Genomic DNA, 25,181 nt, shown 5'->3' on the forward strand with positions numbered 1-25,181 from the left:
CTTGCGTCTCCGACTCTACCAGATCTTTCCGATCCGATTTCCTCGGTGCTTTCCAGGTTCCCGCTTCCGCGTTTCCCTTTCCGGCGCTTCCGACTCTATCAGATCCTTTCGGCCTGATCCCCAGTCAGAAGGGGGTTGCCGTCACGGCTGTTGGGCCGTTCCGACGAGTGAGACTTTAGCGGATTCCCCGCTCCCGAAGCCAATCGGGGGCTGCGTCCTTTCGGACGCGGATTCCTCATTTCGCGAATACGCATGCCGAATACACGACGGCAGACGGACGACTGTCGTCGAATGGTGGCTGGTACGTGCGGAATGGCTGTCCGGGGACCGACCGGAGTCGGCGCTCACGTCGGACAACTCGGGGTACCTTACGGATCGGTCCGAGCCGTGTCAACCTCCCTCCGGACGAGCACCGGGAGGCGTACTCTGACCTGCATGACGACGCATACGTGCACCCTGCAGTGGTGGGCCGCCTGACGGCGGCCGGACACACGTGTGCACCAACGGCCGCCGCCCTCGGCGGCCGTTTCCGTGTCTCCCTCCAGGAGCCGGCCGCCGGTGGTGGCGGCCCCGAGCAGGAGGTGGGACATGAAGCGGGTCTTCAGCGGGGTCAAGCCGACCGGGCATCTGACGCTGGGGAACTACCTGGGGGCCATGCGACGGTGGGCCGCCGTCGATCAGCACCGGTCCGACGCGCTGTTCTGCATCGTCGATCTGCACGCGCTGACGGTGGACCACGATCCGGCCAGGGTGCGCCGGCTCAGTCGACAGGCGGCGTCGCTGCTGCTGGCGGCCGGGCTCGATCCGCGGCTGTGCACCGTGTTCGTGCAGAGCCATGTCGACGAGCACACCCGGTTGTCGTACGTGCTGGAGTGCGTCGCCACCGACGGGGAGATGCGGCGGATGATCCAGTACAAGGAGAAGGCCGCGCGTGAGCGGGCGCGGGGCGGGAGCGTGCGGCTGTCGTTGCTGACGTACCCCGTGCTGATGGCGGCGGACATCCTGGCCTACGGGACGGACGAGGTGCCGGTCGGGGACGACCAGGCCCAGCACGTGGAGCTGACGCGGGATCTCGCCGTGCGGTTCAACCAGCGCTACGGGCACACGTTCGTGGTGCCGCGGGCCACGCATCCGCCGGTGGCGGCCCGGGTGATGAACCTGCAGGAGCCGACGTCGAAGATGGGCAAGAGCGACGCTGTCGGGCCGGGGATCGTCTATCTGCTCGACGAGCCGGACGTGGTGCGGAAGAAGGTCATGCGGGCCGTGACCGACAGCGGCCGGGACGTCGCCCACGACCGGGCGGCGCGGCCGGGGGTGTCGAACCTGCTGGAGATCCTCGCGGCCTGTACGGGCCGGGACCCCGCGGACCTGAGCGGTGCGTACACGTCGTACGGGGCCCTGAAGAAGGACACCGCGGAGGCCGTGGTCGAGGTGCTCAGGCCCGTGCAGGAGAGGCACAAGGAGTTGTGCGCGGACCCCGGCCACGTGGAGGGGGTGCTGCGGGACGGGGCCGAGCGGGCGCGGGCCATGGCGCGGCCGGTCGTGGACGCCGCCTATCGCGCGATCGGGCTGCTGCCGGCCGTGTCCGGCGCGGATGCCGTGCCGAACGCCGCCCGGTAGGCGCGCGGGCTGGTGGCGAGGCGCGACGCGAAGTGCTGGCGCATCGTGACCTCGCTGCCGAAGCCCGCGCGGCGGGCGACCTCGGGCATGGGCAGGTCGGTGCGTTCCAGGAGCCGCTGGGCGGCGGCGACGCGCTGGTCGAGCAGCCAGCGCAGGGGCGTGGTGCCCGTCTGCGCGGTGAAACGGCGGGCGAAGGTGCGCGGGGACATGCCCGCCCGGGCGGCCAGGCCGGCGACCGTGAGCGGTTCACGCAGGTGGCGCAGGGCGTGTTCGCGTACGGCGGCCAAGGCGTCGGCGTCGCGGTCCGCGCGGGGGGTGGGGTGCTCGATGAACTGTGCCTGGGTTCCGGTGCGGAAGGGGGCCGTGACCATGGAGCGGGCGATGGTGGCGGCGGCCTCGGCGCCGTGGGCCAGGCGGACGAGGTGGAGGCAGAGGTCGATGCCGGCGGCGGTGCCGGCCGCGGTCCAGACGGCGCCGTCCTCGATGAAGAGGGCGTCGGGGACGACGGTGACGCGGGGGTGGTGGGCCCGCAGGAGGTCGACGAGGTCCCAGTGGGTGACGGCGCGGCGGCCGTCGAGGAGGCCGGCCTGGGCGAGGGTGAAGGCGCCGCCGCACAGGGCGGCGAGGGTGGTGCCGCGGGCGTGGGCGCGGCGCAGGGCGTCCAGGACGGGCGCCGGCGCGGGGGTGAGGTGGTCGTCCAGGCCGGGGACGACGATCAGGTCGGCCCGGTCCAGCCAGGTGAGGGTGCGGTCGGGGAGGAGGGTGAGGCCGCCGCGCATCGGGACGGGCGCGGTGTCGACGCCGGCCCGGCGCAGGTCGAAGGCGGGGACGCCGCGGTGGGTGCGGTCGGTGCCCCAGACCTCGGTGATCACCGAGACGTCGAAGGCGCGGACGCCGGGGAAGGCGAGGAGGGCCACGCGGTACGGGCGGCGGCTCACGGGTGGCAGTAAACCATCGGTCGCTGGCTTCTGTACCCCTGGGGCGGTGGGCCGGGCGGCGGCAGGATCGTGGGCATGCAGATCGCGGAGAACGCAGCGCTGGTGGTCGTCGACGTGCAGAAGGGCTTCGAGGAGGTGGACTTCTGGGGGCCGCGGAACAATCCGGGGGCCGATGACAACATCGCCTGGCTCATCGACGTGTGGCAGGGGACGGGGCGGCCGGTCGTCTTCGTGCGGCACGACTCCGTGCTGCCGGAGTCGCCGTTGCGGCCGGGGTACGAGGGCAACGGGTTCAAGGAGTACGTGGAGCGGCGGCGCGGGAAGGGGGCCGCCGGGGCCGAGCTGCTGGTGACGAAGAGCGTGAACTCGGCCTTCTACGGGGCGCCGGACCTGGACGCCTGGCTGCGGGCGCGGGGGATCGCGCAGGTGGTGCTGGCCGGGATCCAGACCAACATGTGCGTGGAGACGACGGCGCGGATGGGCGGGAACCTGGGGTACGACGTGGTGGTCGCGTTCGACGCGACCCACACCTTCGATCTGGAGGGGCCGTTCGGCTGGCGGCGGAGCGCGGACGAGGTGGCGCAGGCGTCGGCGGTGTCGCTGCACGGGGGCGGGTTCGCGCGTGTGGTGACCGCGAAGGAGGTCGTGGACGCGGCGGGTGCGTGAGGGGCCGCCCCCGGGGCGGGATCAGTCCTTCTTGCCGGAGGCCAGTTCGCGGCTGCGGTCGCGGGCGGCTTCCAGGGCGGCGATGAGGGCGGCCCGGACGCCGTGGTTCTCCAGTTCGCGGATGGCGTTGATGGTGGTGCCGGCGGGGGAGGTGACGTTCTCGCGGAGCCTGACCGGGTGCTCGCCGCTGTCGCGGAGCATCGTGGCGGCGCCGATCGCCGACTGGACGATCAGGTCGTGGGCCTTGTCGCGGGGCAGGCCGAGGAGGATGCCGGCGTCCGTCATGGCTTCGACCAGGTAGAAGAAGTACGCGGGGCCGGAGCCGGAGAGGGCGGTGCAGGCGTCCTGCTGGGACTCGGGGACGCGCAGCGTCTTGCCGACGGCGCCGAAGATCTCCTCGGTGTGGGCGAGGTGTTCGGCGCTGGCGTGGCTGCCGGCGGAGATGACGGACATCGCCTCGTCGACGAGAGCGGGGGTGTTCGTCATGACGCGGACCACCGGGGTGCCGGCGGCGAGGCGGTCCTCGATGAAGGAGGTGGTGATGCCCGCGGCTCCGCTGACGACCAGGCGGCCGGCCGGGACGTGGGGGGCGAGTTCGTCGAGGAGGGCGCCCATGTCCTGCGGTTTGACCGTGAGGATCAGGGTGTCGGCGGTCTTGGCGGCTTCCGGGTTGCCGACCGGGGTGACTCCGTAGCGGGTGCGGAGTTCGTCGGCGCGTTCCCGGCGGCGGGCGGTGACCAGGAGGTCGGCCGGTGCCCAGCCGGCCCGGATCATTCCGCTGAGCAGGGCTTCGCCGATCTTGCCGGTGCCGAGGACTGCGACTTTCTGGGTCATGGCTGGGGTGTCCTCCGGAGGTTGCGTCGTCCGGGGCCATCCTCGCACTCGGGACGCGGGGGCGGGCCGGGTGTCCGGTGGGCGGAACGGAACGGCGGTGGGCGCCCGGGGCAGGGAGCCGGGGCGGGGAGCCGGGCTCAGGCCGTGCGCCTGCGCAGCGTCGCCGCGCCCAGGACCAGGACCAGCAGGGCGCAGCCCGCGACGATCAGGGCGTCCCGCAGGAAGGCGGCGGTCATGTCCGTGTGGTGGAGGACCTCGTTCATGCCGTCGACGGCGTAGGACATGGGGAGGGCGTCGGAGATCGCCTCGAGGACCGGGTGCATGGCGTCGCGCGGGGTGAACAGGCCGCACAGGAGGAGCTGGGGGAAGATCACCGCCGGCATGAACTGGACCGCCTGGAATTCCGAGGCCGCGAAGGCCGAGACGAAGAGGCCGAGGGCCGTGCCGAGGAGCGCGTCGAGCAGGGCGACCACGAGGAGGAGCCACGGGGAGCCGGTGACGTCCAGGCCGAGGAACCAGACCGCCAGGCCGGTGGCGAGGGCCGACTGCACGATCGCGAGGGCGCCGAAGGCCAAGGCGTAGCCGGCTATGAGGTCGGCCTTGCCGAGGGGCATGGCGAGGAGGCGTTCCAGGGTGCCGGAGGTGCGTTCGCGCAGGGTGGCGATCGAGGTCACCAGGAACATCGTGATCAGCGGGAAGATCCCGAGCAGGGAGGCGCCGGTGCTGTCGAAGGTGCGGGGGCTGCCGTCGAAGACGTAGCGCAGCAGGAACAGCATCACGCAGGGGATGAGGATCATCAGCGCGACGGTGCGCGGGTCGTGGCGGAGCTGGCGCAGCACGCGGATCGCGGTGGCGGTGGCGCGGGAGGCGTTCAGAGCGCTCGTCGGGGCGGGCGGGGTCGTCGTGGCCGTGGTGCTCATCGCGTGGTCTCCTTCGCGCGGCCTGCCGCGACCGCCTCGTCCACCAGGTGCAGGAAGGCCGCCTCGACCGTCTCGGAGCCGGTGCGGGCGCGCAGGGCGTCGGGGGTGTCCTCGGCGAGGATCTCGCCCTCGCGCATGAGGAGGAGGCGGTGGCAGCGCTCGGCCTCGTCCATGACGTGGGAGGAGACCAGGAGGGTGGCGCCGCGGTCGGCCGCGATGGTGTGGAAGAGGTTCCACAGGTCGCGGCGCAGGACCGGGTCCAGGCCGACCGTCGGCTCGTCGAGGACGAGGAGTTCGGGGGCACCGAGGAGGGCGACGGCCAGGGAGACGCGGCTGCGCTGCCCTCCGGAGAGGTTGCCGGCCAGGGTGTCGGCGTGGTGGGTGAGGTCGACGTCGGCGATGGCCCGGGTGACGTGTTCCCGGCGGCGGCCGGCCGATGCCCGGCCCGGGTCGAGGACCGCGGCGAAGTAGTCCAGGTTCTGACGCACCGTCAGGTCGTCGTAGACGGAGGGCGACTGGGTGACGTAGCCGATGCGGGCGCGCAGGGCGGGGTGGCCGGCGGGGCGGCCGAGGACGTCCAGGGTGCCGGCGACCTTGGCCTGGGTGCCGACGATCGCGCGCATGAGGGTGGACTTGCCGCAGCCGGAGGGGCCGAGGAGGCCGGTGATCCGGCCGCGCGGGACGGTGAAGCCGAGGCCGCGCAGGACCGTGCGGGGGCCTCGGACGACGGTGAGGTTCTCGGCGCGGATCGCGGGGGCGGGGGCCGGGTCCGCCGCCGCGGGGGGTGGGACGAAGGAGTAATTCATCATGTGATGAATAATCCTCCCGGGGGTGGGTCGCGTCAAGCGGGGCGGGGGCGAGGAGCAGGACGGCGTCGTGGACCTCTTCGACGACTCCGTCCGGGAAGACCGCCGGCAGGTGCTCGCGCTCCCCGGCGGGGAGGGCTGCGCCGGCCTCCCGGCCGTGGGCCGCCGAGGACGGGTGGCCGCCGACGTCGGCGAGGCGGGTGCCGGCCGGAACGCGGGGCTCCGGCGGATCCCCCGGCGGGCGAAGCCGAGGCGGCCGGTAGGCCGGTAGGCCGGCAGGCCGGTAGGCCGGCAGGCCGGTAGGCCGGCAGGCCGGCGGGGAGGGGCGCGCCGAAGTGGCGGGCGATGCGGTCGGCCGGCCCGGCGATCCACGGCGCGCCGGGGGCGTCGGTGTTCTGCCGTGGGGCGGGCGCGCCGGCCGGGCGCAGCACGCGCGCGGCCTGCGCAACGGAGTGGACGGGGCCGGTCCGGTGCCGGGCCCGGGCGTGGGCGAGGAGGCCGAGGGAGGTGCCGGTGAGGGGGCGGGCGTCGCCGTCGCCCCGGGCGAGCGGCCCGCCGGGTCAGGAGCGGCGGCGCTTCTTCGACGGGTTGCCCGAACGGCGGGTGACGCGCTTCTCGTGCTCCTCGCGGGCCGTGTCGTACTCCTGGCGGTGGAGCTTCTCGCCGGGGGCCTCGACGAGGGAGCGGAAGAAGTACGCCAGCAGGGAGCCGACGAAGCCGACGGCCAGCAGACCGCGGAGGGAGTCCCGGCGGCCGGGGTCGGGGCGGCGGGTGAAGGCGTCCCAGGTGTGGCGGAAGGCGAGCGCGCTGCAGACGGCGAACATCACGATCATGAGCAGCGTGACGAAGCCGCCGACGCCGGCGATCCGCAGACCGTCGTAGGCGACGCGCAGGACGAGGCAGGAGACGGCGGCCGCGGCGAGCGAGCCGGCGGCCGCGGCGACGCGGCGGGCGGCGTAGCCGCCGTCGTGGTGCACCCAGGTGGTGCCGAAGAAGCGGAGGGGCTCGGGGCGCGGGCCCGTGGAGCCCCCGGGGGTGTCCGGGGTGCCGTTCTCGTCGCTCACGGGTCGATTATGGCCCCGGCGCCGTCCCCGGCCGGGCGGTGGTGATCCGGGGCGGCACGGGCGGACCCGGCCGTCGCTCCCGGTGTCCACGTGCGCGTCCGCCCCGTACGCGCCCCCGCCGGCGCGGTTGCGAGGAGGTGCCGGGCGGACCGCGCGGGCGTCTTCCGGCCCGCCCGGGCGGGGCCGGGCCGGAAGGTGTCCGCGGTCAGGGGACGCGCGCGTCCGCGGACACGCGCGTCCCCGGGTGGTGACGGTCAGGAGCAGCGCGGGCGGACGTAGCCGTCGCTCCCGGTGTCCACGTACGCGTCCGCCACGTACGCGCCGTCGTCGATGTTGTCCCAGATGTTGCTCGTCCCGTACGGGCCCGTGACCGAGGTGCCCGGCGACTGGCAGAAGATCGCCACCTTGGCGCCCTCGGGCAGCACGCGCACGACGGTGTAGCCGGTGCCGGGGCCGCTGCGGACGTTGAGACGGACGCCCGGCGCGACCGAGTAGTAGCGCAGGGCCGTGGCCGTCGCCGCCGTGGTGACGGCCTCCGTCCCGTCCGCGCCCCCGGCCTCTTCGACATGGTCGACCGACATGAAGAACCTCCCCCGTTGCATCCCCATGACGATCATGGGGCCCCGTTCATTCCCCGAAAACACACCATGCACACCTGTTCGTTCGTGGAACATGCGCGCTGGCGAGCCGCCTCTGTCGCGTACGGGTCATCGATTAGGCTCCGTGCGTCGCGCGCGCGGACGAACAGCACGGGGGTGGTCCCATGGCGCCACAGCAAAACGCCGGAGCGGGCGCGGAAGCGGAACTTCCCGAGTACGCCGGTCACTACCGTCTGGAGTCCTGTCTGGGGTCGGGTGGCATGGGCGTGGTGCACCTGGCCCGCAGCACCTCCGGGATGAAGCTCGCGGTGAAGGTCGTGCACGCCGAGTTCGCCAAGGACCCCGAGTTCAGGGGCCGGTTCCGGCAGGAGGTGGCCGCGGCGCGGAAGGTCAGCGGCGCCTTCACCGCGTCGGTGGTCGACGCCGATCCCGAGTCCGGGCGGCCCTGGATGGCCACCTTGTTCATTCCGGGCCCGACGCTCGCCGAGCACGTGAAGCGGAACGGGCCGATGACCCCGGCCCAGTTGCGCCGGCTGATGGCCGGGCTCGCGGAGGCGCTGCGCGACATCCACCGCGTCGGGGTCGTGCACCGGGACCTGAAGCCGAGCAACGTACTGCTCGCCGAGGACGGGCCCAAGGTCATCGACTTCGGCATCTCCCGGCCCAAGGACAGCGAACTGCGCACCGAGACGGGGAAGTTGATCGGCACTCCGCCGTTCATGGCCCCCGAGCAGTTCCGGCGGCCCCGGGAGGTGGGGCCCGCCGCCGACGTCTTCGCGCTCGGGTCGGTGATGGTGCACGCGGCCACGGGCAGCGGGCCGTTCGACTCCGACAGCCCGTACGTCGTCGCCTACCAGGTCGTGCACGACGAGCCGGACCTGACCGGCGTGCCCGTGGAACTGGCGCCGCTGATCCTGCGCTGCCTCGCCAAGGAGCCCGGGGACCGGCCCTCGCCGGACGAGCTGATGCGCGAGCTGCGGTCGGTGGCGGCCTCGTACGACACGCAGGCGTTCATACCGGCGCAGCGCACGGGTGACGCGCCGGGACCCCGGCCGGAGCCCCGCGCCGGGGCGCCCGAAGCGGGGCCCGGCGCCGGGGCGCCCGGGCCGCGGCGCCCCGGGCGCCCCGGCAGGCGGACGGTGTTCGTGGCCGGGGCGCTCGCCCTGGCCCTCGTCGGCGTGCTGGTGGCGGCCCGGCTGTCCGACGGCGCGGACCCGGCGCCGCGGAGCGGCCCGCGCGCCGCGCCGGCCGGTTCCGGCGCGTGGGAGACGGTGCCGGCGTCGAAGGGGAGCACGCCCCGGTGCTCCCACGCGCGGGGGACGCTGCTGTGCGGGCAGCCCGGGATGGTCTTCGCGCTCGACCCGGCCGACGGGCACGTGCGGTGGCGGCGCACCGTCGCCGGGAGCCGCAGCGGCGGGCCGCCGGTGCTGTCGGGCGGTCTCGTACAGCTCCCGGCGGACGGCGGGCGCCGGCTGGAGGCGCTCGACCCCGCCGACGGCGAGCCGCGCTGGCGGCGGGAGGTGCCCGCGTACAGCGGTCTGGCCCGCGCCGGGGACACGCTCCTGCTCACCGCCGCCGACGGGACGGTCACCGGCGTGGACGGCGCCACGGGCGACACGCGGTGGAGCCGTCGGATACCGGGCCACCGGGTGCCGTACTTCGCCTCCTTCCCCGGTGCTGCGGCGGCGTACGCGGCGAGCACCTCCGACGACGGTTCGAGCACCCGGCTCACGGCCGTGGACCCGGACTCGGGCGCCGTGCGGTGGGACGTCCGCCTGCCGGGTTCCCTGGAACCGCTCGGCGCGGCGGGCGGGTCCGACGGGTCCGACGGGTCCGACGGGTCCGTCCACCTCCTCGCGCTCGACGCGGTCTACGGCCGGGCGACGGCCGTGGTCCGCCACACCCCCGGGACCGGAGCGACCCGGCGGGTGGAGCTGCCCGTCCCGCTGGAGCAGGCCCACGGCACCGTGCACGGGGACCTCGTCCACCTCATGGGGACCGGTGGATCGCTGGTGGCCGTCGACATGACGGCCGGGAAGCAGCGCTGGCGCCTGGAGACGGCCGTGCTGCGGGGCTCCGCGCCGGTCACCGACGGCCGGCACGTGTACGTCTCCGCGCCCGACGGGCGGCTGCTCGCCGTCGACGCAGGGAAGGGGAGGCTCCTCGGCCAGACCCCGCCCCGGCTCGGCTCCGCCTCCGACCGGGTCGCGGCCGCCCTGCCCGGACCCGTCCTCGCCGGCGGCCGCGTCCACGCCACCGCCCCCGACGGCACCGTCTTCGCCCTGGACGCCCGCGACCCGTCGGCCTGGTAGGCCGCGGGCGGGGACGCGCCGAGGGCACGCGGGTCCCGCGGAAGGCCGCCCCCGCCGGAAGGCGGAAGGCCGCCCCCGCGGAAGGCAGGAGGCGGCCCCGTGCGGCGGAGGGCGGGTCAGCCCAGCTTCGACACGTCCCGCACGGCGCCCTTGTCCGCGCTGGTCGCCATCGCCGCGTACGCGCGCAGGGCCGCCGAGACCTTGCGGTCGCGGTTCCTGGGGGCGTACACCCCGCCCAGCGCCTGCTCACGGCGGGCCAGTTCGGCGTCGTCGACGAGGAGGTCGATCGAGCGGTTCGGGATGTCGATGCGGATGCGGTCGCCGTCCTCGACCAGGGCGATCGTGCCGCCCGAGGCGGCCTCCGGGGAGGCGTGGCCGATGGACAGGCCGGACGTGCCGCCGGAGAAGCGGCCGTCGGTGATCAGCGCGCAGGCCTTTCCGAGGCCGCGGCTCTTGAGGTACGAGGTCGGGTAGAGCATCTCCTGCATGCCGGGGCCGCCCTTGGGGCCCTCGTAGCGGATGACGACGACGTCGCCCTCCTCGACCTGCTTGGTCAGGATCTTCTCGACGGCCTCCTCCTGCGACTCGCAGACGACCGCCGGGCCCTCGAAGGTCCAGATGGACTCGTCGACGCCGGCCGTCTTGACCACGCAGCCGTCCACGGCGAGGTTGCCGCGCAGCACCGCCAGGCCGCCGTCCTCGGAGTAGGCGTGCTCGGCGGAGCGGATGCAGCCGTTCTCGGCGTCCTCGTCCAGGGACTCCCAGCGCTCGGACTGGGAGAAGGCCTCCGCGGAGCGGACGCAGCCGGGGGCGGCGTGCCACAGTTCGACGGCCTCGGGGGAGGGCGAGCCGCCGCGGATGTCCCAGGTCTTCAGCCAGTCCGCCAGGGACGGGCTGTGCACCGCGTGGACGTCCTCGTTGAGCAGGCCCGCGCGGTGCAGCTCGCCCAGCAGGGCGGGGATGCCGCCGGCGCGGTGCACGTCCTCCATGTAGTACGTGCGGGTCTTCGCGACGTTCGGCGCGACCTTCGCCAGGCAGGGCACGCGACGGGACAGGGCGTCGATCTCGGTCAGACCGAAGGGGACGCCCGCCTCCTGGGCGGCGGCCAGCAGGTGCAGGATCGTGTTGGTGGAGCCGCCCATGGCGATGTCCAGCGCCATCGCGTTCTCGAACGCCTGGAAGGTGGCGATGGAGCGGGGCAGGACCGAGTCGTCGTCCTGCTCGTAGTAGCGGCGGGTGAGGTCCATCACCGTGCGGGCCGCGTTCTCGTAGAGCGCCCTGCGGGCCGTGTGGGTGGCCAGGACCGAGCCGTTGCCGGGCAGGGACAGGCCGATGGCCTCGGTGAGGCAGTTCATCGAGTTGGCGGTGAACATGCCGGAGCAGGAGCCGCAGGTCGGGCAGGCGTTCTCCTCGATGCGCAGGACGTCCGCGTCGGAGACCTGGTCGTTGGCGGCCTCCACCATCGCGTCGATCAGGTCCAGCGTGCGGACCGTGCCGTCGACGAGGGTGGCGCGGCCGGCCTCCATCGGGCCGCCGGAGACGAACACCGTCGGGATGTTCAGGCGCAGGGCCGCGTTCAGCATGCCCGGCGTGATCTTGTCGCAGTTGGAGATGCAGATCAGGGCGTCGGCGCAGTGGGCCTCGACCATGTACTCCACGCTGTCCGCGATCAGGTCGCGGGAGGGCAGGGAGTACAGCATGCCGCCGTGGCCCATGGCGATGCCGTCGTCGACGGCGATCGTGTTGAACTCGCGCGGGATGCCGCCGGCCTCCTTGACGGCCTCGCTGACGATCCGGCCGACCGGCGCCAGGTGGGTGTGGCCGGGCACGAACTCCGTGAAGCTGTTGGCGACCGCGATGATCGGCTTCCGGCCGATGTCCGCACCGGGTACACCGGAGGCGCGCATCAGGGCGCGGGCGCCCGCCATGTTGCGGCCGTGGGTGACTGTGCGGGACCTCAGCTCGGGCATCGTCGCTCGCTCCTTCGGAGAGTTCTGCCAGAGAGCGCTGACAGGGTCGTGACTGTCACCGAGCGTACGCCGGTCATCCAGGGAGCGGACAGCGTGTCCGCATCTCGGAACACATGTCTCACCTGCCGGGGCCCGTGCGGCCGGGGCGGCCGGGTGGCCGCCGCGCCGGGCGCTCAGGGTCCGGTCAGGTGCCCCTGCACCACCGGCGCCAGCCGCGCGACGATCTGCTCGGGGTCCGCCGAGGCCAGCGGCTCGACCTTGATGACGTACCGCAGCATGGCGGTGCCGACGAGCTGGGCGGCCGCGAGCTCGGCGCGCAGTTCGGCGTCCGGCAGTTCCAGCCGTACCGCGAGGCGGCGCAGCACCTGGGTGGCGATGATGCGGCGGAAGACGGCGGCGGCGGTGTCGTTGTTGACGGCGGAGCGGACGATCGCGAGCAGGGGCGCGCGGGTCGCCGGGTTCTCCCAGACGCCGAGGACGAAGCGGGTCAGGCGCTCCCCCACACCGTCGAGCGGCCCCTCCTCGACCGTCCTCGGCGCCTCCATGACGGGCGCGAAGGCCAGGGCGATGGCCGCCTCGAAGACCTGCTCCTTGGTGCCGAAGTAGTGGTGCACGAGTGCCGGGTCCACTCCGGCCGCCTTGGCGATGCCGCGCACGGACGTCCTGTCGTAGCCGCGCGCGGAGAACTCCTCACGCGCGGCCTCGAGGATGCGGTCGCGGGTGGCCGGGGCGTCGGCGGACCGCTCGCGGGAGGGACGTCCCCGGCGGCGGGGAGCGGTCTCGGTCATCGCCGCGGCACCCGCACCGGCGAGGCCAGGTGCAGGCGGGCGAAGGCCAGCGCCTCGGCCAGGTCGGCCTCCCGCTCGGCGGCGGACATGGCGCGGCGGGTGTTGACCTCGACGACGACGTGGCCGTCGAAGCCGTTCAGGGCGAGGCGTTCCAGCACTTCGGCGCAGGGCTGGGTGCCGCGGCCGGGCACCAGGTGCTCGTCCTTGGCCGAGCCGCGGCCGTCGGCGAGGTGGACGTGGCCGAGGCGGTCCCCCATGCGGTCGATCATCTCCAGCGCGTCGGCGCGGGCCGTCGCGGTGTGGCTGAGATCGATCGTGAAGTGCCGGTAGTCCTCCCTCGTCACGTCCCAGTCGGGGGCGTAGGCGAGCATCTCGCGGTCGCGGTAGCGCCAGGGGTACATGTTCTCGACGGCGAACCGCACGTCCGTCTCGTCCGCCATCCGCCGGATCCCGGTGACGAAGTCCCGGGCGTACTGCCGCTGCCAGCGGAAGGGGGGATGGACGACGACGGTGCCCGCGCCGAGCTTCTCGGCCGCCGCCCGGGCCCGCTGGAGCTTGGTCCAGGGGTCGGTGGACCACACGCGCTGCGTGATGAGCAGGCAGGGGGCGTGCACGGCCAGGATCGGGATCCGGTGGTAGTCGGAGAGGCGGCGCAGGGCTTCGATGTCCTGGCTCACCGGGTCGGTCCACACCATGACCTCGACCCCGTCGTATCCGAGGCGCGCGGCGATCTCGAAGGCCGTCGCCGTGGACTCCGGGTAGACCGAGGCCGTCGACAGGGCGACCTTCGCGTCCGGGATGCGGACCACGTCCCTTGGTTCTGCCACGAGGGACAGGTTACGGGGTGCGGTGGGGGTGGGGCCGGGTGTCTCCTGGCCGTTGTGGTGTTCGCCATAGCGCACCCCGCGCCCTCACTGCGGGCCCAGGTGGTCCAGACGCCGCAGGATCACGCCCTCCCTGAGGGCCCAGGGGCATATCTCCACCCTCTCCAGGCGGAACAGGTCCATCGCGCCCTCGGCCACCAGGGCGCCCGCCAGCAGCTGGGCGGCCCTGCCCGCCGAGACGCCCGGCAGCTCGGCGCGCTCGGCGACGGTCATGCCGGCCAGGCGGGGCACCCAGCCCTCCAGGGACTCGCGCTTCAGCTCGCGCTGCACGTACAGGCCCTCGGCGGAGCGGGCGGCGCCGGCGATGCGGGCGAGCTGCTTGAAGGTCTTGGAGGTGGCCACGGCGTGGTCGGGGGCGCCGAAGCGGCTGAACTCGCCGACCGTACGGGCGATCTGCGCACGGACGTGGCGGCGCAGCGCGCGGACGTCCTCCGGGTCGGGCGGGTCGCCGGGCAGCCGGGCCGCGGTGAGGCGTCCGGCGCCCAGCGGCAGCGACACGGCGGCGTCGGGTTCCTCGTCCATGCCGTAGGCGATCTCCAGGGAGCCGCCGCCGATGTCCAGCACGAGCAGCTTCCCGGCCGACCAGCCGAACCAGCGCCGGACGGCGAGGAAGGTGAGCCGGGCCTCCTCGGCGCCGGAGAGGACCTGCAGCTCGACGCCGGTCTCCCGCCGCACGCGCGTGAGGACGTCGTCGGCGTTGACGGCGTCGCGCACGGCGGAGGTCGCGAACGGCAGCAGCTCCTCGACGCCCTGGTCCTCGGCGGCCCGGAGCGCCTGCCGGACGACCGCGACCAGCCGGTCGACGCCCTTGGGACCGATCGCTCCGCCGTCGTCCAGGAGCTGGGCGAGGCGCAGTTCCACCTTGTACGAGTGCGCGGGCAGCGGGCACGCGCCCGGGTGCGCGTCCACCACCAGCAGATGCACCGTGTTCGATCCCACGTCGAGGACACCGAGTCTCATGGAGGAGAACGCTACTGCCGGCGCCGCCGTCCGCCCCTCCCCGCGGTCGTCCCGCGAGCGGCCCGGGGCGTCATACCCTGGTCGCGTGCCAAAGACGAAAAAGGCGAAGGACGAAAAGGCGGCCAAGCTCACCGAGAAGGGCAAAGCGGCCGAGGTCCCTTCGCGGGCGGACGCAGCGCCGGGGACGCCGGGAGCGGCGCCGGTGGCCCCGGTGGACGACGAGAGGGGTCTCGACTTCGCCCGCGCGTGGGTGGAGTTCCCCGACCCGGCGGACGAGGAGCAGGTCTTCCGCTGCGACCTGACCTGGCTGACCTCTCGCTGGAACTGCATCTTCGGCAGCGGCTGCCAGGGCATCCAGGCGGGCCGCGCGGACGACGGGTGCTGCACGCTGGGGGCGCACTTCTCCGACGAGGACGACGAGAAGCGGGTCGCCGGGCACGTGGCGCGGCTCACGCCGGACATCTGGCAGCACCACGCCGAGGGCACCGCGAACGGCTGGGTCTCCGAGGACGAGGACGGCGAGCGCCAGACCCGCCCCTTCCAGGGCTCCTGCATCTTCCAGAACCGGCCCGGCTTCCCGGGCGGCATGGGCTGCTCGCTGCACATCCTCGCCCTGCGCGAGGGCCGCGAGCCGCTGGAGACCAAGCCGGACGTGTGCTGGCAGCTGCCGATCCGGCGGACCTACGAGTGGATCGACCGGCCCGACGACACGCGCGTGCTGCAGGTGTCGATCGGCGAGTACGACCGTCGCGGCTGGGGTCCGGGCGGCCACGACCTGCACTGGTGGTGCACGTCGGCGGCCTCGGCGCACGGCGCGGGCGAGCCGGTGTACGTCTCCTACCGGGCGGAGCTGACCGAGCTGATGGGCAAGGCCGGCTACGACCGTCTGGTCGAGCTGTGCGAGCAGCGGCTGGCCTCGCGGCTGCCGCTGTTCGCCCCGCACCCGGCGGACCCCACAGGCCCCGCGGACCCCACAGGCCCCGCAGACCCCGCGGGCCCCGTCGGCTGAACGGTTCCGGGCAGCTCCGAGCGGCTCCGGGCGGCGGCTTCCCGGGCAGGCCGCGGGCGGGGCCGGCGGCCTACGGCGTGGCCGGGCCCGGGTCGCCGTAGGCGGGCGGCGGAGGCGTGCTCGCCGGGTCGGCGGGGGCCGTCGGGGTGGGCGTGGGGTCCGGGCCGGGCGAGGACGGGGGCGGGTCGCCCGGCGCGGGATCCGCGGGAGCGGAGGCCGTGGGGGCCGGGTCCGGGCGGTTCGGGGTCGGGTCGCCGGGGGTGCCGGGGCGGGGGCGCGGTGCGGAGGGGCCGGCCGCGGCGCCGTGGCCCTTGATGGAGACGACGGCTCCGACGGGTGAGACCGCCACCTGCGCGCTCCACGGGCCGGACGGCTCGCGCAGCTGGTCGACGTACACCTTGACCGTCGACGACTCGCCGGGCCGCAGCGTTCCCGACGACCGGCTGAGGTAGAGCCAGCCGGCTCCCGTGGACGCGGACCAGCGGACCGGTGCGGAGCCGGTCGCGGTGAGGGTGATCAGGGTGGTGTCGCCGCTGTTCTCGGCCGCGACCTCCAGGCCCGCCGCGCCCTTGCGCCCGGTACCGGCGACGCCGACGACCTCCACGGACACGTCGGGCCTGCCGTCCCCGCCGAAGCGGACGCCGGGCCGGGTGCGGGCGTTGCCGGCGTTCTCGTAGCCGCCGCCCGCCGTCTCGCCGTCGAGGCCGGCCGGGTCGCCCGCCTCGCGCGCGGAGACCGCGCGGCCGTCCCGGCCCTCGCCGACGGGCGTGCCCCGGTAGGCGGCCCACAGGGCGAGCACGGGGGCCGCGACGACGGTGGCGACGACGGTCGTGGTGACGGCACGCGCGCGCAGGCGGTCCCGCCGCGCCGCGCGGTCCTTGGGGTCCATCGGGAAACCGCGCCGGTCGAAGCGGGGCGCGGCGCGGCGCACGCGCGCGTGGTGCGCGAGGGCCGCGTGCAGCGCCGCCCGGGGCGCCGGAAGGACGGGCAGCTCGGCGGGGGTGACGCTGGTGCCGGGCCACCGGCCGGAGATCGCGCGCTCGGCGGTCCGCCGGCAGCGCGGGCAGTCGTCGACGTGCCGCACCAGCTCGCGGCGCAGGGCCGCGCTGAGCACGAACTGGCGGTCGCCCGTGAAGTGCGCCACGCCCGGGCAGACGCCGGTCTCGACGACGGCGAGGGCCGCGCGGGTGCGCTCGACCTCGCAGGCGGCGGAGGCGAGCAGCTCGCGGGCGGCGGCCGGGTCCAGGCCGAGGACGGCGGCGACCTCGTGGGCGGCGAGGTGGTGGCGCACGGCGAGCTCGAGCGCCTCCCGCTGCTCCGGGGTGGTGCCGGCGGCCTCGGGCCAGGCCAGCAGGGCCAGTTCCCGGCGTCGCTGCTCCTGGTCCCCCTCCGGGGCCGCGGGCGCGGCGGGCGCGGCCGGTTCCCGGGCGTCCGGCCGGCCGGCGCGGCCCGCCGCGTGGGTGGCCTGACGTTTCTGCTTGGCCTCGGCCAGCCTGCGCAGGCACGCCCAGCGGGCCAGCGCGTACAGCCAGGCCCGGCGGTCCCCGGCCGCCTGGGGGACGTGCCGGCCGCGGCGCTCGGCGAGCGCCAGGACGTCGCCCAGGGCGGCGGTGGCCGCGTCGTGGTCGCACAGCACGGACAGGCAGTAGGTGAACAGGCCGTCCAGATACGGCTCGTGGCGCGTGGGAGGCCGCTGCGCCAGGGTGCGCGCCGCAGTGCGGTCGCGCGCCTCCCTGCGCGCCCGGTGCGCGCCGGTCGTGCGGGTCGGGGACTCCGGACTGCTGCTCGTCATCCGGCGACCGTAGGGGGCCGAGGGTGGTGCCTTCCGGCACGTTGAGCACTTTTAATCCGTACGGGTGAAACGATCCCTCATAAGGGGACAGGAACCTTTCGTTCCGGGGTCGGCACGGGCCGGACGACCGGTTCGGACCGGAGCCGGGCCGGGGCCGCGGCACCCCCGCTGTCAGTGCCGCAGGCTACGGTTCTGTTCATGGCTGCCCGTACCAAGACCACCAAGGACCGACCGTCCTACCGCTGCACCGAGTGCGGCTGGCAGACGGCCAAGTGGCTCGGCCGGTGCCCCGAGTGCCAGGCGTGGGGAACGGTCGAGGAGTACGGCGCGCCCGCGGTCCGCACGACGACCCCGGGGCGGGTCACCACCTCCGCCCTGCCCATCGGCCAGGTCGACGGCCGCCAGGCCACCGCCCGCTCCACCGGCGTGCCCGAACTGGACCGGGTGCTCGGCGGCGGGCTGGTCCCCGGCGCGGTGGTGCTGGTCGCGGGTGAGCCCGGCGTCGGCAAGTCGACGCTCCTGCTCGACGTGGCGGCCAAGTCGGCCAGCGAGGAGCACCGGACCCTGTACGTCACGGGCGAGGAGTCGGCGAGCCAGGTGCGGCTGCGCGCCGACCGCATCCACGCCATCGACGACCACCTCTACCTCGCCGCCGAGACGGACCTGGCGGCCGTGCTCGGCCATCTGGACGCGGTCAAGCCGTCCCTGCTGATCCTCGACTCCGTGCAGACGGTGGCCTCCCCGGAGATCGACGGGGCCCCGGGCGGCATGGCCCAGGTGCGGGAGGTGGCGGGCGCGCTGATCCGCGCCTCCAAGGAGCGCGGCATGTCCACGCTGCTCGTGGGCCACGTCACGAAGGACGGCGCCATCGCCGGCCCCCGCCTGCTGGAACACCTCGTGGACGTCGTCCTGCACTTCGAGGGCGACCGGCACGCGCGCCTGCGTCTCGTACGGGGCGTCAAGAACCGCTACGGCACCACCGACGAGGTCGGCTGCTTCGAGCTGCACGACGAGGGCATCACGGGCCTGGCCGACCCCAGCGGGCTCTTCCTGACCCGCCGGGCCGAGCCGGTCCCCGGCACCTGCCTCACCGTCACCCTGGAGGGCCGCCGCCCGCTGGTCGCCGAGGTCCAGGCGCTGACGGTCGACTCGCAGATCCCCTCCCCGCGCCGCACCACCTCCGGCCTGGAGACCTCCCGCGTCTCGATGATGCTCGCGGTACTGGAACAGCGCGGCAGGATCAGCGCCTTGGGCAAACGGGACATCTACACCGCCACGGTCGGCGGCGTGAAGCTCTCGGAACCGGCCGCCGACCTGGCCGTCGCCCTCGCCCTGGCCTCCGCCGCGAGCGACACCCCGCTGCCCAAGAACCTCGTCGCGATCGGCGAGGTCGGCCTCGCGGGCGAGGTGAGACGGGTCACGGGCGTGCAGCGCAGGCTCGCCGAAGCGCACCGCCTGGGCTTCACACACGCCCTGGTACCGGGCGATCCCGGCAAGATCCCCGCCGGTATGAAGGTGCTGGAAGTCGCGGACATAGGGGACGCCCTGCGGGTCCTGCCGCGCTCCCGTCGGCGAGAGGCCCCACGGGAGGCGGAGGAGCGCCGGTAGACTTTGCCCTGGTCTCGCCCGTCCGTACGAACCCAGAGTGCGAAACGGGGGCGCCCCAGAACCTGCGACCGGAGGAGTGCAGTGGCAGCCAACGACCGGGCAGCAGCTCCCGGAAAGTCCGGTGGGAGTGCCGGTTCCGATGGCCTGATGCGCGCCTCGCTGAGCGCCGTGGCGCCCGGCACCGCCCTGCGTGACGGCCTGGAGCGCGTGCTCCGCGGCAACACCGGCGGACTCATCGTGCTCGGTTCCGACAAGACCGTCGAGGCACTGTGCACGGGCGGTTTCGTCCTGGACGTCGAGTTCACGGCGACCCGTCTGCGCGAGCTGTGCAAGCTCGACGGCGGCATCGTGCTGTCCTCGGACCTGTCCAAGATCCTCAGGGCGGGCGTCCAGCTGGTGCCGGACCCGACGATCCCGACGGAGGAGACGGGCACCCGGCACCGCACCGCGGACCGGGTCAGCAAGCAGGTCGGCTTCCCGGTCGTCTCCGTCTCCCAGTCGATGCGGCTCATCGCCCTGTACGTCGACGGCCAGCGCCGCGTCCTGGAGGACTCGGCGGCGATCCTGTCCCGCGCCAACCAGGCCCTGGCGACCCTGGAGCGCTACAAGCTCCGCCTCGACGAGGTCGCGGGCACGCTGTCGGCGCTGGAGATCGAGGACCTGGTGACCGTCCGGGACGTCTCGGCGGTCGCCCAGCGCCTGGAGATGGTGCGCCGCATCGCCACCGAGATCGCCGAGTACGTGGTCGAGCTCGGCACGGACGGCCGTCTGCTGGCCCTCCAGCTGGACGAGTTGATCGCCGGCGTGGAGCCCGAGCGCGAGCTGGTCGTGCGGGACTACGTGCCCGAACCCACGGCCAAGCGCTCCCGCACGGTCGACGAGGCGCTGGCCGAACTCGACGCCCTCACCCACGCGGAGCTCCTGGAACTGCCGACGGTGGCCCGCGCCCTGGGCTACACCGGCTCCCCCGAGACGCTGGACTCGGCGGTCTCCCCGCGCGGCTTCCGCCTCCTGGCCAAGGTCCCGCGCCTGCCCGGCGCGATCATCGACCGCCTGGTGGAGCACTTCGGCAGCCTGCAGAAGCTGCTCGCCGCGAGCGTCGACGACCTGCAGACGGTGGACGGCGTGGGCGAGGCGCGGGCGCGCAGCGTGCGGGAGGGGCTGTCGAGGCTGGCGGAGAGCTCGATCCTCGAACGGTACGTCTGAGGTCCCCGGCCTCCGCCCGCGGCCCGTCCGGCGGAGGCGGCCGCGGGGCGCGCCGTCCGGCCGCCCCGTGCCGACCGTCCGGTCGCCCCTCCGGCCGCTTCCTGCTAGTCGTCCTCCAGCACGAACGACGTCTGCACCTTCGCGAATCCCGGGGTCTTCGCCTCCACCAGGTAGGTGCCCGCGTCGGCCGGTCCCGCGGCGGGCGTGGCGCACTGCGCGGCGCTCGGCTTGCGGTCCCACTCCACGGTGTAGGTGATGCCGTCCTCGGCCGGCACCCGGAACACCAGGCTCCCGGGCCCCTCGGGGCAGTCGTCCGACGACCAGTAGGCGTCGTCCTCGTCGGCCTGAGTGATCGTCAACACCGTCTTCTCCGGACCGAGATCGACCTTGCAGTCGTGCCCCGAGACGTTGCGCGCGGTCAGCCGGAACGTCGGCGTCTGCCCGGGCTCGTAGGTGTTGCGGACGCTGCGCAGGCTGAACTTGACGTCGGAAGCGGTGCAGTTGGGCAGTGTGGAGCCGGCGGGGAGCGTGTCGCCCGCGCCGACACCGGCGGTCGTGGCGCCCTCGGAGCCGCCACCGACACCGCCACCGCCACCGCCGCCCGAACCGCCGGCCCCACCGGAGCCCCCGGAGCCGGAGCCGCCGCCCGAACCGCCGTCGGAGCCGGAGCCGGACGACGACCCACCGGACCCCGACCCGCCCTCCGACTCGTCGCGGCCACCGGGCGCCTGGCTGATCGCCGGTCCCGAACCCGAGGGGCCGGGAGTGATCGAGGGCGCGGGATTCTTGCCGTTGGCACCGTTGTCACGGTCCCCGCCGCCCCCGCCGCCGGATGTGACGATCCAGGTGGTCAGCAGCGCCAACAGGGCGATCACAGACAGCAGTACGGCCCTCCGTCGCCAGTAGATGGAGGAGGGAAGCGGCCCGACCGGATTGCGCAGAGATCCCACGGCGCAAACTGTACGAGAGATCGGCGCGTTCGCCTGTCCCACCCGCCGCCGAGAGCCACATCTTTTCCGGATCATCATCCCGGAAACCGCGCCGGTCCCCCTGCCTTTCGTCAGGTGCACCCCATGGCGATCGCAGCACGTGACGATGACGGCCCGCCGCCTACCGTCCGTGACCACGGACCTCAGGAACACCGCGCCCTGCCGCGACATCACCGCCTTCGTCCACGGGACACCCCGATCTGGGTCCGGCACACGGCGCGGACGGGCGCGAAGGCCGGTCCCCGCTCTTCGTCGCGCTGTTCGCCGCCGTTCGGCGGCGGTCCCGCCGCGGCAGCGCCCACGCGTTCGCGATCGCGGCCCTTGCCCCCCATGGCCACGGCCGTGGCGTACGGATCGCCGGACTTGCGCAGGAACCCGGTGCCGCCGCCGAGCGCGCGGGCCGAGCGGGCCCGGGCCGCCGCCGGCCGGTGGCGAACCGTCCGGCGCGGCGGGCCCGTTGGTGACGACGACGGTGTCGTCGGCCTCGGGGACAACCACGACGGGGACCGGGGCGCCCGGTGCGTGCCGTGCCGCGTCGGTCGGCGCCTCGCGCACCACCCGGTGAGGCAGCAGCTCCGCGACCCGCCCCGGCTCCGCGGCCGCGGGGGCGCCGCCCGGTCCCCGGCGCACCGGCAGGCCCGACTCGGCGGTCCACGCGACGAGTTGGGCCGCGTTCTCGCCCGCCGGGGGCGGGGGCACCGGCTCGTCGTCCTCGCGCAGGACGCCGATGACGCGGTACAGCCGGCCGGTGGCGTCGGCGGCCGCGCACAGGTCGGCCGCCGCGGCGCGGTGGTGGTCCGGCAGGCCGGCGGCGACCTGGCGGACACCGGCGCGCAGGGCGGTCGGGACGAGTCGGTGTCCCGGGGAGTCGTGCGCGTCCTGGGCGATACGGGCCCGTTCGCGGAGCCGGGCGCGCATCGCCCGGCCGGGCTTGTTCTCCGCCGGGCGCCGCGCCTCCTCCGGGCTGTCGGCCCTGAGCCGACCTGCCTCGGCCGGCCCGCGGCTCCGCCGCCGGTATCGCCCGGCCGGGGCAGGACGCGGCCGAGGAGCAGCGTGCCGGCCGGGACGAACCGCTCGGGTCCGCAGGGGACGCTGGACAGCGCGAGGGCCGAGGCCAGACCCGATGCGGCCGTCAGCCCGAACGCCGCCGGCGGCCACCGGCGGGACACGCCCGCCGCCACGGCGAGCACGCCGAGGCCGGCCAGCCGCTGCCACGGGGCGCGGTTCGTCCCGCCCCGGCCGGCCGACCGTGACCGCGGGCAGCGCGGGGGACGCCCACAGCGGGGCGCCCGGGACCGGCCGGGCAGGACGAGGACGGTCGTCCGCCCGACGTTGCGAGCGGGCGCCGGGGTGCGGCCGCTGCCGATCGACAGGGGTGCGCCGGCCGGCGGGCCGGGCCGCCGGTGCCGGGGACCGGGCGCCGGTGCCGAGGACCGGGCGCCGAGGACTCGCCGCCCTCTGGCGTGTGGCGGGCGCCGTCGGGGCAGGTCCGCCGCCCCCTGACATGCGGCAAGCGCCGTCAGACCAGCTCCGCCACCGCCGGGCCCGGCGTGCCCGCCTCGGCGCCGGCCGGCCGTCGCGCCCGTCCGGCGTTCGAGGACGACGTCCCCGGATCCTCCCCGGGCAGTCGCCCGGATCGGCGTTCAGGCCGTCGCCCGGATCGCCGTCCGCCCCCGGACCGGTGCGGGCCGTCCCGGTCCGGGGCGGCGGCCCCGGGGACGCGAGACACCACTCACCCCCCGCACGTACCCGCCCGATCCCGTTCGCCATGGCAGGATCGAAAGGCCATGACTGCGCCCACGAAGCCCTCGCACACCAGCCCCGCCGACACCGCCCCCGAGCACGCTCCCCCGCAGCGCTCCGCCGCGGAGCCCGTCTCCGGGGAGCGGCTGCACTCCCCCGTCATCGACTGGTTCGACGAAAACGCCCGGGACCTGCCCTGGCGCCGCCCGGAGGCCGGCGCGTGGGGGGTGATGGTCAGTGAGTTCATGCTCCAGCAGACGCCGGTGAACCGGGTCCTGCCCGTCTACGAGCAGTGGATGGCCCGCTGGCCGCGCCCCGCCGACCTCGCCGCGGAGGCCCCCGGGGAGGCCGTGCGCGCCTGGGGCCGGCTCGGCTACCCGCGCCGCGCCCTGCGGCTGCACGGCGCCGCCGTCGCCATAACGGAGCGGCACGGCGGCGACGTACCGTCCGACCACGCCCAGCTGCTCGCGCTGCCCGGCATCGGCGAGTACACGGCCGCGGCCGTCGCCTCCTTCGCGTACGGCCGGCGGCACCCGGTCCTGGACACCAACGTCCGCCGGGTCTTCGCCCGCGCCGTCACCGGCGTGCAGTACCCGCCGAACGCCACCACCGCCGCCGAGCGCAAGCTCGCCCGCGCGCTGCTGCCGGACGACGAGAGGACCGCCGCGCGCTGGGCCGCCGCCTCCATGGAGCTCGGCGCGCTGGTGTGCACGGCGAAGAACGAGTCGTGCCACCGCTGCCCGATCGCCGCGCAGTGCGCGTGGCGGCTGGCGGGCAAGCCGGCGCACGACGGGCCGCCGCGCCGCGGCCAGACGTACGCGGGCACCGACCGCCAGGTGCGCGGCCGGCTGCTGGCCGTGCTGCGGGAGGCCCACGCGCCGGTGCCCCAGGCGGTTCTGGACCGGGTGTGGCACGAGCCGGTCCAGCGCGCCCGCGCCCTGGACGGCCTCGTCGCCGACGGCCTCGTCGAGCCCCTCCCGGGCGGTCTGTACCGGCTGCCGCTGACGTAGCCCGACGCCCGAACCACCCCATAGCCACCCCGAACGGGTCGGTTCCCCACCCGGATCCGACGGCTGTTACACAACCGACGCACAGCCGAGCGTCAGTCGCGGGCCGGCTCGGACAGCGCCGTGACACGTCCTCCGTAGTTTCTTCCCCGTCACCACAAAGAGCGGAATCCGGCGGCAGGGGCGCGCCGGTCACGGGGAGCGGAGGCGGTCGGACATGGCGCAGGGCGAGGTGCTCGAGTTCGAGGAGTACGTCCGCACCCGGCAGGACGCGCTGCTGCGCAGCGCCCGCCGGCTGGTCCCGGACCCGGTGGACGCCCAGGACCTGCTGCAGACCGCGCTGGTGCGGACCTACGGCCGCTGGGAGACCATCGAGGACAAGCGGCTGGCGGACGCCTACCTGCGCCGGGTCATGATCAACACCCGGACGGAGTGGTGGCGGGCCCGCAAGCTGGAGGAGGTCCCCACCGAGCAGCTCCCGGACGCCCGCGTCGAGGACTCCACCGAGCAGCACGCGGACCGCGCCCTGCTGATGGACGTGATGCGGGTGCTCGCCCCCAAGCAGCGCAGCGTCGTCGTGCTGCGACACTGGGAGCAGATGTCCACGGAGGAGACGGCCGCCGCCCTCGGCATGTCGGCCGGAACGGTCAAGAGCACGCTGCACCGGGCGCTCGCCCGGCTCCGCGAGGAGCTGGAGGCCCGCGATCTGGAGGCACGCGCGCTGGAGCGTGAGGAGCGGGAGCGTTGCGCGGCCTAGCCACCGGGACGGACGCCGCCGGACCCGCACCGGCCCGGGGAACCACCGGGACGGACGCCGCCCGGCCCGCACCGGCCCGGGGAGCCGCCCGGGCGGCGATCACGGCGACGGCCGCGGTCGCCGCCCTCGCCCTTCTCGCGTCCGCCTGCGCCACCGGCGGCACCGGTGCCCGCGACGAGGGGCCGGCGCACGCCGACTCGGTGGCCGGCGCCGCCTCGCCCTCGGCCGCGTCCTCCCGGACGCCCGACCGGGTGGACGCCGTCGAACTCGTCATGACGGACCCCGAGGTCTCGGGGGAGGTCAAGCGGGAGCTCAAGCCGTGCGTCGCCGACGAGTACCCGGTCGACGTGTCCTACGGGAACCTGACCGAGGGCCCGGCCGACGACATCGTGGTCAACGTGCTGACCTGCGGTGACGCGGTGGGCGTGGGCAGTTACGTGTACCGCGGGCGCGGCGGCGGGTACGAGAACGTGTTCAAGGCGGAGGAGCCGCCGGTCTACGCGGAGATCGACCGCGGCGACCTGGTCGTGACCAAGCAGGTGTACGAGCGGGGCGACCCGGTGTCGAGCCCGTCCGGCGAGAACGTGATCACCTACCGCTGGGAATCGGGCCGGTTCACCGAGAAGTACCGCACCCACAACGACTACGGCAAGGTCGCCGGCGACGACCCGTCGCCGGTCCCCGGCGACTGAGGCACGGACCACGGCAT

General features: G+C 74.8%; 22 protein-coding genes. 10 read left to right on the plus strand and 12 right to left on the minus strand.

All coding sequences use genetic code 11. The features are described 5' to 3' along the window. Positions 1–588: 588 nt before the first annotated feature. Entirely contained in the window at positions 589–1,620 is a 1,032-nt protein-coding gene (trpS, locus tag AB0L29_RS34150) for a tryptophan--tRNA ligase (RefSeq protein ID WP_365833013.1), read from the plus strand. On the opposite strand, the gene AB0L29_RS34155 is transcribed toward trpS, so the two are convergent. Continuing rightward, positions 1,554–2,558, minus strand: coding sequence for a helix-turn-helix domain-containing protein (locus AB0L29_RS34155; RefSeq protein ID WP_365833016.1), 1,005 nt, complete (start codon positions 2,556–2,558; stop codon positions 1,554–1,556). The genes trpS and AB0L29_RS34155 overlap by 67 nt on opposite strands. Positions 2,559–2,633: 75 nt before the next feature. On the opposite strand from AB0L29_RS34155, the gene AB0L29_RS34160 reads away from it, so the two are divergent. Then, the gene (locus tag AB0L29_RS34160; protein ID WP_365833018.1) at positions 2,634–3,224 is read left to right on the plus strand and encodes a cysteine hydrolase family protein; all 591 of its coding nucleotides are present in this window, start codon (positions 2,634–2,636) and stop codon (positions 3,222–3,224) included. A gap of 21 nt (positions 3,225–3,245) precedes the next feature. On the opposite strand, the gene proC is transcribed toward AB0L29_RS34160, so the two are convergent. From proC to AB0L29_RS34175, 3 genes are all read right to left on the minus strand, one after another. After that, the gene (proC, locus tag AB0L29_RS34165; RefSeq protein WP_365833020.1) at positions 3,246–4,058 is read right to left on the minus strand and encodes a pyrroline-5-carboxylate reductase; all 813 of its coding nucleotides are present in this window, start codon (positions 4,056–4,058) and stop codon (positions 3,246–3,248) included. 137 nt (positions 4,059–4,195) lie between these two features. After that, positions 4,196–4,978 carry an ABC transporter permease gene (locus tag AB0L29_RS34170; protein ID WP_365833022.1) on the minus strand — a complete coding sequence of 261 codons (783 nt, stop codon included), beginning with the start codon at positions 4,976–4,978 and terminating at the stop codon, positions 4,196–4,198. Next, entirely contained in the window at positions 4,975–5,787 is an 813-nt protein-coding gene (locus tag AB0L29_RS34175; protein WP_365833024.1) for an ABC transporter ATP-binding protein, read from the minus strand. The genes AB0L29_RS34170 and AB0L29_RS34175 overlap by 4 nt, the downstream gene beginning before the upstream one ends. A 22-nt stretch (positions 5,788–5,809) precedes the next feature. Between AB0L29_RS34175 and AB0L29_RS34180 the strand changes: the two genes are divergently transcribed. After that, on the plus strand, positions 5,810–6,055 hold the full coding sequence (locus tag AB0L29_RS34180) for a hypothetical protein (protein WP_365833026.1): 246 nt from the start codon (positions 5,810–5,812) through the stop codon (positions 6,053–6,055). A 289-nt stretch (positions 6,056–6,344) separates the two neighbouring features. On the opposite strand, the gene AB0L29_RS34185 is transcribed toward AB0L29_RS34180, so the two are convergent. Both AB0L29_RS34185 and AB0L29_RS34190 read right to left on the minus strand, forming a co-directional pair. Beyond that, positions 6,345–6,848, minus strand: a complete 504-nt coding sequence (locus AB0L29_RS34185) for an EamA/RhaT family transporter (protein WP_365833028.1) — start codon at positions 6,846–6,848, stop codon at positions 6,345–6,347. Between the two features lie 254 nt (positions 6,849–7,102). Continuing rightward, positions 7,103–7,429, minus strand: a complete 327-nt coding sequence (locus AB0L29_RS34190) for an SH3 domain-containing protein (protein ID WP_365833030.1) — start codon at positions 7,427–7,429, stop codon at positions 7,103–7,105. 182 nt (positions 7,430–7,611) lie between these two features. Between AB0L29_RS34190 and AB0L29_RS34195 the strand changes: the two genes are divergently transcribed. Continuing rightward, on the plus strand, positions 7,612–9,759 hold the full coding sequence (locus tag AB0L29_RS34195; protein WP_365833032.1) for a serine/threonine-protein kinase: 2,148 nt from the start codon (positions 7,612–7,614) through the stop codon (positions 9,757–9,759). Between the two features lie 116 nt (positions 9,760–9,875). Here the strand turns inward: AB0L29_RS34195 and ilvD are convergent, their stop codons facing one another. The 4 genes from ilvD to AB0L29_RS34215 all read right to left on the minus strand — a co-directional run bounded on the left by ilvD (position 9,876) and on the right by AB0L29_RS34215 (position 14,361). Continuing rightward, positions 9,876–11,729 (minus strand): dihydroxy-acid dehydratase, encoded by a 1,854-nt coding sequence (ilvD, locus tag AB0L29_RS34200; RefSeq protein ID WP_365833034.1) that lies wholly within the window; start codon positions 11,727–11,729, stop codon positions 9,876–9,878. A gap of 173 nt (positions 11,730–11,902) precedes the next feature. Beyond that, positions 11,903–12,517 (minus strand): TetR family transcriptional regulator, encoded by a 615-nt coding sequence (locus AB0L29_RS34205; protein ID WP_365833036.1) that lies wholly within the window; start codon positions 12,515–12,517, stop codon positions 11,903–11,905. Further along, positions 12,514–13,344 (minus strand): sugar phosphate isomerase/epimerase, encoded by an 831-nt coding sequence (locus AB0L29_RS34210; RefSeq protein ID WP_365833038.1) that lies wholly within the window; start codon positions 13,342–13,344, stop codon positions 12,514–12,516. Before AB0L29_RS34210 ends, AB0L29_RS34205 begins: the two co-directional genes overlap by 4 nt. A gap of 84 nt (positions 13,345–13,428) precedes the next feature. Further along, positions 13,429–14,361, minus strand: a complete 933-nt coding sequence (locus AB0L29_RS34215) for a Ppx/GppA phosphatase family protein (RefSeq protein WP_365833040.1) — start codon at positions 14,359–14,361, stop codon at positions 13,429–13,431. Between the two features lie 85 nt (positions 14,362–14,446). Here AB0L29_RS34215 and AB0L29_RS34220 point away from each other — a divergent pair, with 85 nt between their 5' ends. Then, positions 14,447–15,370, plus strand: a complete 924-nt coding sequence (locus AB0L29_RS34220; protein ID WP_365833042.1) for a hypothetical protein — start codon at positions 14,447–14,449, stop codon at positions 15,368–15,370. A 70-nt stretch (positions 15,371–15,440) separates the two neighbouring features. On the opposite strand, the gene AB0L29_RS34225 is transcribed toward AB0L29_RS34220, so the two are convergent. Further along, complete coding sequence (locus AB0L29_RS34225) at positions 15,441–17,162, minus strand: hypothetical protein (protein WP_365833044.1); 1,722 nt, start codon at positions 17,160–17,162, stop codon at positions 15,441–15,443. Positions 17,163–17,360: 198 nt separating this feature from the next. Between AB0L29_RS34225 and radA the strand changes: the two genes are divergently transcribed. Then, positions 17,361–18,770: a DNA repair protein RadA gene (radA, locus tag AB0L29_RS34230; protein WP_365833046.1), complete on the plus strand. Its 1,410-nt coding sequence runs from the start codon at positions 17,361–17,363 to the stop codon at positions 18,768–18,770. Positions 18,771–18,851: 81 nt separating this feature from the next. Beyond that, positions 18,852–19,976 (plus strand): DNA integrity scanning diadenylate cyclase DisA, encoded by a 1,125-nt coding sequence (gene disA, locus AB0L29_RS34235; protein ID WP_365833048.1) that lies wholly within the window; start codon positions 18,852–18,854, stop codon positions 19,974–19,976. 104 nt (positions 19,977–20,080) lie between these two features. On the opposite strand, the gene AB0L29_RS34240 is transcribed toward disA, so the two are convergent. Then, complete coding sequence (locus tag AB0L29_RS34240; protein WP_365833050.1) at positions 20,081–20,926, minus strand: hypothetical protein; 846 nt, start codon at positions 20,924–20,926, stop codon at positions 20,081–20,083. A gap of 1,826 nt (positions 20,927–22,752) precedes the next feature. On the opposite strand from AB0L29_RS34240, the gene AB0L29_RS34245 reads away from it, so the two are divergent. From AB0L29_RS34245 to AB0L29_RS34255, 3 genes are all read left to right on the plus strand, one after another. Continuing rightward, positions 22,753–23,718 carry an A/G-specific adenine glycosylase gene (locus AB0L29_RS34245; protein WP_365833052.1) on the plus strand — a complete coding sequence of 322 codons (966 nt, stop codon included), beginning with the start codon at positions 22,753–22,755 and terminating at the stop codon, positions 23,716–23,718. A gap of 214 nt (positions 23,719–23,932) precedes the next feature. Continuing rightward, positions 23,933–24,472 carry a SigE family RNA polymerase sigma factor gene (locus tag AB0L29_RS34250; protein WP_365833054.1) on the plus strand — a complete coding sequence of 180 codons (540 nt, stop codon included), beginning with the start codon at positions 23,933–23,935 and terminating at the stop codon, positions 24,470–24,472. A gap of 98 nt (positions 24,473–24,570) precedes the next feature. Continuing rightward, entirely contained in the window at positions 24,571–25,164 is a 594-nt protein-coding gene (locus AB0L29_RS34255; protein WP_365833072.1) for a hypothetical protein, read from the plus strand. The last annotated feature ends 17 nt before the right edge of the window (positions 25,165–25,181 follow it).

This window comes from Streptomyces sp. NPDC052701 (genome assembly GCF_040678355.1).
Classification (GTDB): domain Bacteria; phylum Actinomycetota; class Actinomycetes; order Streptomycetales; family Streptomycetaceae; genus Streptomyces.

Coding starts and splice junctions, on each gene's coding strand:
- trpS (WP_365833013.1), top strand. CDS start 589: ATGAAGCGGGTCTTCAGCGGGGTCAAGCCGACCGGGCATCTGACGCTG.
- ilvD (WP_365833034.1), bottom strand. CDS start 11,729: ATGCCCGAGCTGAGGTCCCGCACAGTCACCCACGGCCGCAACATGGCG.
- AB0L29_RS34250 (WP_365833054.1), top strand. CDS start 23,933: ATGGCGCAGGGCGAGGTGCTCGAGTTCGAGGAGTACGTCCGCACCCGG.
- AB0L29_RS34245 (WP_365833052.1), top strand. CDS start 22,753: ATGACTGCGCCCACGAAGCCCTCGCACACCAGCCCCGCCGACACCGCC.
- proC (WP_365833020.1), bottom strand. CDS start 4,058: ATGACCCAGAAAGTCGCAGTCCTCGGCACCGGCAAGATCGGCGAAGCC.
- AB0L29_RS34195 (WP_365833032.1), top strand. CDS start 7,612: ATGGCGCCACAGCAAAACGCCGGAGCGGGCGCGGAAGCGGAACTTCCC.
- AB0L29_RS34215 (WP_365833040.1), bottom strand. CDS start 14,361: ATGAGACTCGGTGTCCTCGACGTGGGATCGAACACGGTGCATCTGCTG.
- AB0L29_RS34190 (WP_365833030.1), bottom strand. CDS start 7,429: ATGTCGGTCGACCATGTCGAAGAGGCCGGGGGCGCGGACGGGACGGAG.
- AB0L29_RS34160 (WP_365833018.1), top strand. CDS start 2,634: ATGCAGATCGCGGAGAACGCAGCGCTGGTGGTCGTCGACGTGCAGAAG.
- AB0L29_RS34205 (WP_365833036.1), bottom strand. CDS start 12,517: ATGACCGAGACCGCTCCCCGCCGCCGGGGACGTCCCTCCCGCGAGCGG.
- AB0L29_RS34225 (WP_365833044.1), bottom strand. CDS start 17,162: ATGACGAGCAGCAGTCCGGAGTCCCCGACCCGCACGACCGGCGCGCAC.
- AB0L29_RS34175 (WP_365833024.1), bottom strand. CDS start 5,787: ATGATGAATTACTCCTTCGTCCCACCCCCCGCGGCGGCGGACCCGGCC.
- radA (WP_365833046.1), top strand. CDS start 17,361: ATGGCTGCCCGTACCAAGACCACCAAGGACCGACCGTCCTACCGCTGC.
- AB0L29_RS34170 (WP_365833022.1), bottom strand. CDS start 4,978: ATGAGCACCACGGCCACGACGACCCCGCCCGCCCCGACGAGCGCTCTG.